Consider the following 11,451-nt stretch of genomic DNA (forward strand, 5'->3'; position numbering starts at 1 on the left):
CCCAAAAAAAAGCGCGCTCCTCATTAGAAGAGTGCGCTTTTTCATAGATAAACGGTACTACGGAACTCGCGGAGGCGCAGTAGTAGGCGGCGCCGTATTAGCTCCCTCATCGGGGGTGCGGGGGGTACCGCCACCGAGCAAATCGATAAGATCCAGTGGCTCAAACTGCGCGGTATCGGCGGGTACTACGGTCCGCACGGTATCTACGGCTGTCACGATGTATTTGCGGGCCGGACCGTTCAGTGCTACCCCCAACGACAGGTTGTCGTAGTCCTGTTGTGGAATGAGGCCTTTGCGCGCCATCAGGCCCGCAATCAGGCGGTAGAAGTAGCGGGCCGAGCCGCGCAGGTTGCCGTAGCTGTCGAAGGAGTAACGGTAAAACTTGGGCTTGGGAATGATACTGGCCAAGTACAGGCTTTCCGACAGATTGAGGTTGGCGGGTTGCTTGGCAAAGTAGAACCGGGCAGCATCTTTCACGCCATAAATCTTCGGCCCCCATTCAATAACGTTCAGGTACACCTCAAACATCCGCTCCTTCGATACAATGCGGGTATTCTCCAACAGCCACACAATCAGCATCTCCTCTACCTTACGGGCCACGGTTTTCTGCCGCGTCAGGAACACGTTTTTCACTAGTTGCATGGAGATGGTACTGCCGCCGCGCGCAAAGCGCCGTTCCTTGATGTTCTGAATAGCCGATTTTACAAATGCCTTTTCCATAAAACCCTTATGCGAGAAAAAGCGTGGGTCTTCGGCCGTCTGAATAGCTCCTTTCAGGTAATTAGAAACCTGATTGTAGGGCGTGAAATCGGGATTAGATGGTCCTACCAGGAAGGTTTTAATGGAGTCGCCCTTGTCGTTGTAGGCAGTGTAGGCAAATTCCTCATTCAGCTTGTTCAGGTTTTCGGCGCCAAACTTTGTAATGCGGAAGTTATTCCCTTTCAACGACGAGTTGAATTGCAGACTATCCACTTGGTTCATGTTCAGGGCCGTGTGTAGGCTGTAGGTAAGTGTGCCTTCTCCCTGCATGCCTTCCAACGACTCGAACATGCCTTCGGGTAGCGAAGCAAAGAAGTCGTTGGCTTTGGTTTCGGCTGAGTTGACGTCGATAGCCACCTGCAACCCTGCTAGCAGATCGTTGCGTGAGGTTACTCCGTTCACTTTCTTTCCAATCACCCGTTGCTTATAGGGCAGCTTCCGCACGCTAAACTCAGGATACAATTCCATCTGATTCAGCCGGATTTTAGAACCCTTTTCCAACTCAAACGAGGATTGCCCCAAGGTTGTAATAAAATTGAGGCCGCCATGACGTACCACAATATCGCGCGCGGAAATTTTGGGCTGGTACACTTTGAAGTTAACCGCCGACGCCGTGCCGCGTACCGTCAGCGCGTCGCTACTATAGTCTTTTCCATCCAGGCTGAGCTGTAGCGTATCAAACTGCACCCGGGCGTTGAAGCGCCGTTGCAGGTAGGGCAGCGTGACAGCCTGCCGATTCAGGCCAAACAACGAAGCGTTCAACTCATAGTCGCCGGGCTCGATATGGCCTTGTACGCCCAATTGGTTTGCCACCGAGTCAATATTCGTCAGCAGCTGTCCGCTGATGTCGCCATCCTCAATTACCAGCTGCGGCATTTCGATAGTTGCATCGTGCTTGGGGCTACGATATGTGACCAGAAAGCGCCGGAAGCTGGCTTCACCGGGTACATTATCAAAAGCCGCTTCCAGCAATTGATTGGCCAGCAGCCCGTAGTTGGTACCTTTGGTAGTATCGCGCTTCACTACCGGCTCCCCTTTCTTCTTTTTGTAGAGAAACGAAAAGTTATCCTTAGCTGGCGTTTTGCGGGCCGTGAGGCGAGCATCGTTGATTTCGAGGTTGCTGAACACGGGCCGTAATGCAAACAACGACCGTAGGCTTACCGACGCTTTAATCAGGCGCGCTTGCAGCAGCGTATCGGCGGCTACGGCCGGACCGGCTACGGGCACCAGGCTCACACCATCAATCTGCACCGAGTTCCAGTCCGTGAACTGGGCCGGGCCAAAGGCCAGCGTGAGGGGGTACTTGCGCTCTACCTTGCTTTTCACCTGCTGCATGGCATACTGCAGCAGCTGCTGACGTTTGAGAAGGAACAAGCCAAATGCACCTGCCAGTAGCACCACTAGGATGCCCAGACCAATGCCGATTTTTTTCTTCGTTGCTGGAGTCACGCGAACGTTTGGGAGGAGTAAACTAAGTTGCCCGGCGCACTGGATTCGTGCCGGACTCAGGTAGAGAGAAGATACAAAGGTACGAAAAGGCAGGTGTGCCGCATCGGCATCCTGATGGGCTTTACTACCTTTGGCCCTACTGGGTTATTTTTCTTCTGCATGTCGACCTCCTCTGCCTATCTCTCGCTTTCGCCCCTCACCGCCCTCTCGCCTCTCGATGGGCGCTACCGCCGCGCCACGACTCCACTGGCACCCTACTTCTCCGAGCTGGCTTTGATTCGCTACCGCGTCTTGGTAGAAGTAGAGTATTTCATTGCGTTGTGCGAGCTGCCCCTATCTCAGCTTCGTGGGGTCGACAGCCAAGTGTTCGAGCAATTGCGCATCATCTATCGGAATTTTTCGACGGAGGATGCCGAGGCGGTGAAAGCACACGAAAAGGTAACGAACCACGACGTGAAGGCCGTAGAATACTTTCTGCGCGACCAGTTTACCGCCTTGGGCCTAGCTGATTACTTGGAGTTCATTCACTTCGGCCTCACTTCTCAAGACGTTAACAACACAGCTATTCCCCTAAGCCTGCGCGAAGGCCTGCTGGAAACATTGCTGCCCGCCTACGCGGCCGTGCGCAACCAGCTGGCGGCGCGGGCGCAGGACTGGGCTGAGGTGCCAATGCTCGCACGCACGCACGGGCAGCCGGCCTCGCCTACCCGCCTGGGTAAGGAGATTCAGGTGTTTGTGGCCCGGCTTGATGCACAAGTAGCGCTGCTGGCGCAGGTGCCGTTTGGGGCGAAGTTTGGCGGCGCTACCGGCAACTTCAACGCCCACCACGTGGCCTACCCTGGCACCGACTGGCACCAGTTCGGCAACCAATTTGTGGAGTCGTTGGGCCTCTCGCGCTCCTACCCTACTACCCAGATTGAGCATTACGACCACCTGGCTGCGCTCTGCGACGGCCTCAAGCGCCTCAATACCATTCTCATTGATTTGGCGCGCGACGTGTGGCAGTACATTTCGCTAGGCTACTTCCGGCAGACCATTAAGGCCGGAGAGGTAGGGTCGTCGGCCATGCCGCACAAGGTCAATCCTATTGATTTTGAAAATGCAGAGGGCAACCTGGGCATGGCCAATGCTGTGCTGGAGCACTTGGCCGCCAAGCTGCCTATTTCGCGCCTTCAGCGCGACCTCACCGATTCTACGGTGCTGCGCAACCTGGGTGTGCCGCTTGGCCACGCGCTTATAGCCTTACAGGCCCTGCAACGCGGCCTCAACAAGCTGGCCCTCGACGAAACCGCCCTGCACCGCGACCTGGAAGCCAACTGGCCGGTAGTGGCTGAGGCCATCCAGACCATTCTGCGCCGCGAAAACTACCCCGACCCCTACAACGCGCTCAAGGCTCTCACCCGCACTCACGGCCCCATCACAGAGCATACCATCCGCGAGTTTATTGATACGCTGGAAGTCTCTGAAGGAGTTAGGGAGGAGTTGCGTGCTATTTCGCCAACAAACTACGTGGGTATATAGGTAAAAATGAGTATTCATTATAGCGCTTCAATTTGCCATTGAGTGCTGTAATGACCTACTTGTCCTTCTACCATACCATTTCCAGCATGTGTCGTGCGTTGATAGAAGCAAAAGTGGCCGAAATAGCTGCTTCGGCCGATTCGTATCCGGGTGTTATCATCATTCTAAACACCCGCACTACCTGCGTCGAGTATATGTCGGAGGCAGGACTCCGTCTGTTGCAGACTACTCTGTCTGAGTTGCACGCTATTGGCCCTACCTACCATACCCGCTTCTTCAACCAGGAGGAATCGTTGGAATACGTACCGCGTATTCTGAACTTGGTAGCCAACAACGACCCGGACCAGATTATTACGTTCTTTCAGCAGGTTCGTCCCAATTCTAATACGGAGTGGCACTGGCACCTGACAACCATGCGTTTGCTGTTGCGCGGCCACGATGGCCTGCCGTTGCTGCTACTCTGCTTTGCCAGCCCGTTGGATGCTAGCACGCACCTAACCCCCAAGATGCAGCGCTTGCTGGATGAGCGGGATTTTCTGCGCCGGCATCACCAGCGATTCGCGCAACTAACCAAACGAGAACGGGAAATACTGCATCTGCTGGCCCTTAGCCATAGCGCTGCCGACATTGCCGAGCGTCTGTTCATCTCCGAGCGCACCGTAGAAACGCACCGCCGCAACATCAAGCAAAAGCTGCACGCTGATACTTTTTTTGACCTGTCGCAATACGCACGGGCTTTTGATTTGATCTGACCGCACAGCGTGTACGCCGGTTTATCAAGTTTCGCTTGCTATTTTTATCGCTTCCATCTCCTGCTTTCTCCTGTGTCTGAGCTTCTCGCCGGCGTTGTAGTACGTCCCGACTGCCGCCATTTCCGGGGTGATATTCCCTGCCGTCCCAATAAAGAACATGGCTACCTGTGCGCCGATTGCCCGGCGTATACGCCCGTGCAACAGCGCATTCTCATCATCAAGCTCGGCGCTATTGGTGATGTCATTCGTACCACGCCGCTGCTCCGGCGGCTGCGTCAGGAATATCCGGCCGCAAAAATTACGTGGCTCACGCTCACACCCGCCATTCTACCACAAGGCGAAATAGACGAGGTATTGAAGCTCGACCTACCGGCTACACTACATGTACAGGCGCGGGAGTTTGATCTGCTTTTCAACCTCGATAAGGATAAAGAAGCCTGCGCCCTGCACGATACCATTCGGGCCACTCAGAAATTCGGCTACCGCTTGCACCCGCAGTACGGCGTGGCGTGGCCCGGCAACGAGCTGGCCAATCACAAGTTTCTGACGGGCGTGTTCGATCAGTTGAGTTTGGAAAACCGGAAGCCCTACGTGCAGGAAATCTTTGAGCTGTGCGGCTTCGAGTTCCGGGGTGAAGAGTACGTGTTCGACACGCACGAAGACAAAGGATATATATGGAACGCCCTACCCCAGGGTAGCCCACGCATTGGCCTCAATACCGGCTGCGGCGACCGATGGACTACGCGCCTGTGGTCAGATGAGAAATGGATTGCTCTTATCACACAGTTGCAACAGGCTGGCTACGCGCCCGTGCTGCTCGGCGGTGAGGCCGAAGACGAGCGGAACCGCCGGTTGCATGCGGCTACTGGCGCTGCCTACCCCGGCACATTTCCGTTGCAGCAGTTCATCAATCTGCTCCACCAAATGGACGTCATTGTGACGCAGGTGACCATGGCCATGCACATCAGCATTGCCCTGCGCAAGCCCACCGTGCTGATGAACAACATCTTCAATCCGTACGAGTTTGACCTCTACGGTCGCGGCCAAATTGTGCAACCCGACCGTCCGTGTGTGTGCTTCTATCGAGGCTCCTGCAAGCTGGGCACCAGTTGTATGGAAGAGTTGCCGGCGGAAAAGGTCTTTGCGGCCGTGCAGGAGAGTATTCCTGTTAGCTGATAGCTATTGACTGTCAGCTTTTATCAGTTGATGAAGGGTAGCGCTGAAGCCAGCCACCTATTCAGCACCTACGTGCTTCAGCGCATTCACCATTTCGCTCCACGAGAACTGTTTCTTGCGCGCCCATACGCCCGCGGCAAATTCTGTTTCCCGCTGGTGCTGGTAGAAATCGACCAGCGCATCAGCAATGGCCGTGGCCGTGGGTTTCACTACATAGCCTACCTCACCATCCGGAATCAACTCGGCTAGGCCACCTACATCGGTCACCAGCATAGGCCGCTCGAAGTGGTAAGCAATCTGGGAAACGCCGCTTTGGGTGGCATGCTTGTAAGGCTGTACTACTATATCGGCCGCGCAGAAATAGTTTGCCACCTGCTCGTTAGGAATGAAATCAGTGGCCCGCACCAATCGGTTTTCCAGATTGTATTGCTGAATAAGCGACTCATACGCCGCGGCGTCTTCATAAAATTCGCCCGCAATAATCAGTTTGATGGGCAAATGCTGCAACCGCTCATCGGCAAATGCTTCCAGCAGAATATCAAGGCCTTTGTAAGCTCTGATAAAGCCAAAAAATAACAGATAACCGAATTTTGGATCAAGCCCAAGTGCTTTCAACGCCTCCTGTTTGGTACGAAGTGCACCAAAATTATCGTAGAGTGGGTGGGGCTGATAGTGTGCCGGCTGGCGGAAGTGCAGACGGCGTAGATCGGCCAGCACAGCCCGGCTCATCGTTACGAAACCATGGCAGGCACGCAGGAAATAACGTGTGAGGGGCCGGTCGCCGGGGCGCTTTTCGTGGGGTATTACGTTGTCGGTAATGGCAACGAGGCGCGTGTGGCGGTTGCGGCGAATACGGCGGGCAATGCTACCCAATGCCGGCCCCATAAACGGCAACCAGAACCGAAACACGACCAAATCGGGCTTCTCGCGGCGCAGCTTTTCCCCTACCCGCCACCACGACAGTGGATTTACGGAGTTGATACTGACCTCAATTGATAAGTCGTCGGGCCCCGGCTCTGTGCTGTATTGCGTCTGGCCAGGAAATAAAAAATCAGGGTACTGCAATGAGAACGTAATCAGCCGCACTTCATCACCGGCTTCGCGAAAGGCTCGGGCCAGCCGCTCGTTGTAAGTAGCCAGTCCACCCCGCAAGGGGTAGGCCGGCCCAATGATGACGACTTTCATCTGTTATGAATTGATATTCAGCTTCTCCCGAATAAGGTACTGATTTTTACGCGGTCCGTTCAACTGAATCATCTCCGCCAAAAAACCCGCCACAAATACCTGCACGCCCACTACCACGGCCACCAGCGCAAGGAAAAACAGCGGCTGACTGGTTACGTCGCGGGCATGTAAATTCAAGGAAGCCAGATACACCTTCTCCCCTACCAGCCACAGCGTAATTAGCATGCCAATCAGAAACGATAGCGCCCCAACAGTTCCAAAAAAGTGCATGGGCCGCTTCCGAAACCGACTTACAAAGGTGATGCTCAGCAGATCCAGAAAACCATACACGAAACGCTCCAGCCCAAACTTGGTAGTACCGTACTTCCGCTCTTGGTGCTGCACTACCTTCTCGCCAATCTTGCGAAAGCCAGCCCATTTGGCAATGACCGGTATATAACGGTGCATTTCGCCATACACCTCAATACTCTTTACCACACGCTGACTATACGCCTTCAAACCACAGTTGAAATCGTGCAGTTGTATGCCCGAAATCTTGCGTGTCACGCCATTGAACAGCTTAGTAGGAATAGTTTTACTGAGCGGATCGTAGCGTTTTTTCTTCCAGCCGCTTACCAAGTCGTAGCCGTCCTGCGTAATCATGCGGTAGAGTTCGGGCAGTTCTTCCGGCGAGTCTTGCAAGTCTGCATCCATAGTGCACACTACCCTACCCTGCGTTTCCTTAAAGCCTACATTCAGAGCTGCTGATTTGCCGTAGTTGCGGTTGAAGCGGATGCCCCGCAAGTGCGAATCTGTTTCAGCTAGTTCTTCAATCACCGCCCACGAGTCATCCGTCGAGCCGTCGTCAATCAGCAGTACCTCATAGGTAAGCCCGTGTTGCGTGAGTACACGATGAATCCAGCGCGTTAGTTCTGGCAACGATTCGGCCTCGTTGAGCAGAGGGATGACAATGGAAAGCTCAACAGGAAAATAGGAACTACGCTTACTCAAACTCGGGTCGCTTGTGTTTAGTGAAGGCTGTGATTACTAGAGCTAACAGAAAAGCAAAAAATAGCGTGCCCAGTACAGCACCAAGGTATAGGAAAGGTCCATCCATAAACTTAGCTGACATCTGCAAGCCTTGCTCAATCTGCTCATCCGACAGGTTACCTCTAGCCTCCATATCGGTGCGAGCTTTATTTAAGGCAATTGTCAGGAAATCGGGATTAATAAATTGAGTGTAAACAAACATGTAAATACCGCCGATCAAACCAGAAACTGCCCCTAGCACAGCGCCAATACCGAGGCCCTGTCCATAGCTCATAAAGCCATTATTGTGTTGCTTGAAGAACTGATGCGCTAAGAAAATACCGCCGGCCAGTACAACCATACTCACCCAACGTACCGGACTCTGCTCTAAATTGGTAGCATAGAGTATTAGAGATAGAATAGCGCTAGCAATGCCTACTAGTAGCCCGTAACGTACGCCTGCGCTAGCAGTACTAACAGTGGAAGTAGAGGTGTTTTCCATATTAAAATTAGTTATAGGTGTGATGGTGCTATCGGCGAAAAAATACTGCCCCTGGCAAGCTAATAAGCAAGCCGAAAAGTAGCTTGTTCTTCAAATCGTCGGCGGCTAATCCCTGCGGTGTACTAGCCAGATTTTGCAGCGTACGCTCATACTGTTCTTGCCCGTTGCGCTGTTGCAGATACGCCTCTTTATTCGACTCCAGCAACTGTCGCATTTCCGTTAAGTGGCGCTGCATGGCTTCTGGTCCTGCTACTTGTGCAATGCCATACAAACCCGTAGCTGATAGAGCGGCAGCCACTACGGTTGTTATGATACCAGCCCCAAATGAGCGGCCCAAGCCGGGCCCTTCTGGCTGAAAATAGCGCCGCACCCACCATTGACTCACCAACACTGCTCCTACCACAAATAACATGGTAAGCAATCTTTTACCTCCAAATGGATTAACACCAACCAGATAAAGCGCTGCCACCCAAGCTACGCTCAGCAAGCCAGCACCTACTCCAAATCGTAATGCAGTGCGTAGCACCGGATGTGAAAGCGAAGAAGAAGATTGCACGGAAATATTCGTAGGAAAGCGGCAAGATAGAAGTCTTTCGCAACAAATACCCGTTTGTATCCCCGATTAGCCTTACGCCGTAACGGCGCGGGCTGGTGCGTTACCTGTTGTTCTTTTTCCCAACAGCCGAACTGCTAGTATCTCTGCCAGCAGAAAGGCTAACGCAGCCCATAAGCAGTAACGCCATAAAGGTGTGCCTACCCGTTCCGTTCGATAGCGCGCTGCTACTGATTCGCCGTTGGCTGCGCTATATACTTGTATATTTGGCCGATTGGGTCCAATCAGTTGCTGTAACTCGGCTGCTGAGTAGCTCGCCAACTCCGACTCGCGCCTATCTACATTGAATGCCACTGTGGCAATTGTTTGGCCATTGCGTGTGAGTGAGTAGAAGCCTGGCAGGCGCATAGCTGATGGTATATCTAACTGCACAATGCTTTCTATTCTCCGCTGTGCTGGAATGAATGTTAAGCTGTCTTTCGTAAGCTTAAATACTTGGTCGCCGTTGCTCTGTAGGCCATTAGGTACTGATACAGATACCACCGCCTGGTTGAGCCGATAAGCGGGCAATGTAGCCTGCCGATAGCTCTGCATAGCTAACCGATACATTACCGGTACGAAGAGCGCCTGATTGACGAAATCCGAATAACCACCACTAAAAGGTGCTGCAAATACGTACACGGAGCCACGGCCACTTCCAAATTGTGCCAAGTATCCATCTCCATCACGCAGGCGCAGAATTTCATTACTTGAGCGTGACCAGCGCAACACTGGTGCAGCCTTCGGCATCAATGCTTGTCGTGTTGAGCCAGTGAATACGCCCCGGAAAAACGGATTTTGTAAGTCAGGCGTAGCTATTTCCCGTAGCACCGGAGAACCCGTGGCCACAGGCTCCCATTGAATGTTACCAAGCCCTAATTCCTGGAAAAGTTGAGTATAGGAAGCCCTACCTGAAGTTGTAACAGGTGGAATAATTACCACCGATTTACCCTGCGCTACTGCTTGGCGAATATTGTCACGTAATCCTGCTTCTATCTGTGGTAGTTCTTGCAGTAATACTACATCAGCGCTAGCCAACTGTCCATATTGTAGCCGTGTAGGTCGCGCGCTAGTGTAAGCAAACAAGGCCTCATTCGCATACAGCCGCTGGGTGGGGGGCTGTGCATTACCAGCTACATCCAGCACAGCAATCCGAGGAGAAGCTTGCAACACAAAGAAATAAGTATTGTCGAACGTTACTGGCAAATCTTCTACCTCCACTCGACATAATTGCCGCTCACCATTCTTAAGTCGAATATGCACAGTGGTTGCTACCTCTTGCTCTGCTGGCACTGTCACCTGCAACGTGGCCGCTTGCTGCTCTTGTACCAACACTTTTACCCGACACGCTGGCGCCGTAACACTACCCCCATTTCGCAACCGGATGTGCAGAGGAAAATCTGTCGCGGCCCGCACAAAGGCATCCTCAATCCAAACGCTATCCACATACACATTGTGAGTAGGAGTTGCCGCCAACGGCACCAAAAACACTTGCTTACTTGAATCTAAAGCATTGAGAGTTTTAACAGAAAAACTGTTCTTCTGAAAATCAGAAAACACAAATACTTGTGAAGTCTTATTTGCTACTCTGCTTTGTTGATGCGCTAACAACACCGAAGCTGAGTTTCCATTAGCTACTGGCTTTAACTGTTCTGTTTCTTTCTGAAATGCCTCGGGTGACAGTGAAGTCTGAGTGTTGTTCAAAAAGAACTGAGTTGAAGAGGTGTACGCAGTAGGTAAATCATGAGCCTGTTGTATAGCTTGTTCAAATAAAGATTGATCATCCTTACCCAACGCCTGCATACTAGCTGATGTGTCCAACACTACTTGTACATTTCCATTACTGTCTTCGCCCTCCTTTATTGCTGGAATAAAAGGCTGACAGAAAGCCAAAACCAAAAAAGACAGGAAGAATAAACGGCATAGTAAAATAAGTAGATGCTTCACTTTGCGTTGCCGCGCCGTAACTAATTTCACTTCTCGTATAAATCCAACGTTGGTGAAAGCTATACGTTGTGGCCTGCGTAATTCAAAGAGATGAATAAAGATTGGAATTGCTAAAGCTAGCAACCCTAGTAAAAACCATGGATAGGTTAAAGTCATTCTTATCGAAAAACTAGTCAAAGCAGCAATATGCTTGCTTCTCAAATCTAACGTTTATCATGCAAGAAGATTTCATAGAAAGAAAATTGCCAATACTTTCCATAAGATAATTACATATAATTAAGTAGGTTCTTACAATATTTCTTTGCCCCCCCACACTATCAGTTAGCAGTAGTTTACACTGAGCTAAACAATTAGTAGCTATGATCAAAGGCCTAGAGGCGATTGCCTCTAGGCCTTTGATCATAGCTACTAATTGTTTAGCTCAGTGTACCGAGACGTTACAACTGCGTAGTTAGGGTAAGAATGATCGTGGGCAGGGCCTTATAATGGCTCGGGCCCCGGCCGCATCCCTGGGGTAGGGACGCGGGCCGGGGCCCGAGCGCACAAAATAAAGTTGGCGG

At 52.1% G+C, this 11,451-nt stretch carries 9 protein-coding genes; 3 read left to right on the forward strand and 6 right to left on the reverse strand.

Annotation, left to right across the window (positions count from 1 at the left end; all coding sequences use genetic code 11):
• Window positions 1-57 precede the first annotated feature (57 nt).
• Entirely contained in the window at window positions 58-2,208 is a 2,151-nt protein-coding gene (locus H8B15_RS21310; protein ID WP_187320903.1) for a transglycosylase domain-containing protein, read from the reverse strand.
• A 159-nt stretch (window positions 2,209-2,367) separates the two neighbouring features.
• Here H8B15_RS21310 and purB point away from each other — a divergent pair, with 159 nt between their 5' ends.
• The 3 genes from purB to H8B15_RS21315 all read left to right on the forward strand — a co-directional run bounded on the left by purB (window position 2,368) and on the right by H8B15_RS21315 (window position 5,657).
• Window positions 2,368-3,729, forward strand: coding sequence for an adenylosuccinate lyase (gene purB, locus H8B15_RS17295; RefSeq protein ID WP_187320904.1), 1,362 nt, complete (start codon window positions 2,368-2,370; stop codon window positions 3,727-3,729).
• Between the two features lie 50 nt (window positions 3,730-3,779).
• Window positions 3,780-4,481 carry a helix-turn-helix domain-containing protein gene (locus tag H8B15_RS17300; RefSeq protein ID WP_246455595.1) on the forward strand — a complete coding sequence of 234 codons (702 nt, stop codon included), beginning with the start codon at window positions 3,780-3,782 and terminating at the stop codon, window positions 4,479-4,481.
• Window positions 4,482-4,553: 72 nt separating this feature from the next.
• A complete protein-coding gene (locus tag H8B15_RS21315) occupies window positions 4,554-5,657 on the forward strand; it encodes a glycosyltransferase family 9 protein (RefSeq protein WP_187320905.1) in 1,104 nt (367 codons plus the stop codon).
• A gap of 57 nt (window positions 5,658-5,714) precedes the next feature.
• Here the strand turns inward: H8B15_RS21315 and H8B15_RS17310 are convergent, their stop codons facing one another.
• The 5 genes from H8B15_RS17310 to H8B15_RS17330 form a co-directional block, all read right to left on the reverse strand.
• Window positions 5,715-6,842, reverse strand: coding sequence for a glycosyltransferase (locus H8B15_RS17310; RefSeq protein ID WP_187320906.1), 1,128 nt, complete (start codon window positions 6,840-6,842; stop codon window positions 5,715-5,717).
• A gap of 3 nt (window positions 6,843-6,845) precedes the next feature.
• The gene (locus tag H8B15_RS17315) at window positions 6,846-7,832 is read right to left on the reverse strand and encodes a glycosyltransferase family 2 protein (RefSeq protein ID WP_187320907.1); all 987 of its coding nucleotides are present in this window, start codon (window positions 7,830-7,832) and stop codon (window positions 6,846-6,848) included.
• Window positions 7,825-8,352 carry a DUF4199 domain-containing protein gene (locus tag H8B15_RS17320; RefSeq protein WP_187320908.1) on the reverse strand — a complete coding sequence of 176 codons (528 nt, stop codon included), beginning with the start codon at window positions 8,350-8,352 and terminating at the stop codon, window positions 7,825-7,827. The genes H8B15_RS17315 and H8B15_RS17320 overlap by 8 nt, the downstream gene beginning before the upstream one ends.
• A gap of 28 nt (window positions 8,353-8,380) precedes the next feature.
• Window positions 8,381-8,908 carry a DUF4199 family protein gene (locus H8B15_RS17325; RefSeq protein ID WP_187320909.1) on the reverse strand — a complete coding sequence of 176 codons (528 nt, stop codon included), beginning with the start codon at window positions 8,906-8,908 and terminating at the stop codon, window positions 8,381-8,383.
• Between the two features lie 72 nt (window positions 8,909-8,980).
• Window positions 8,981-11,047, reverse strand: coding sequence for a BatA domain-containing protein (locus H8B15_RS17330; protein ID WP_187320910.1), 2,067 nt, complete (start codon window positions 11,045-11,047; stop codon window positions 8,981-8,983).
• Between the last annotated feature and the right edge of the window lie 404 nt (window positions 11,048-11,451).

Source organism: Hymenobacter citatus (genome assembly GCF_014333615.1).
Taxonomy (GTDB): Bacteria; Bacteroidota; Bacteroidia; order Cytophagales; family Hymenobacteraceae; genus Hymenobacter; species Hymenobacter citatus.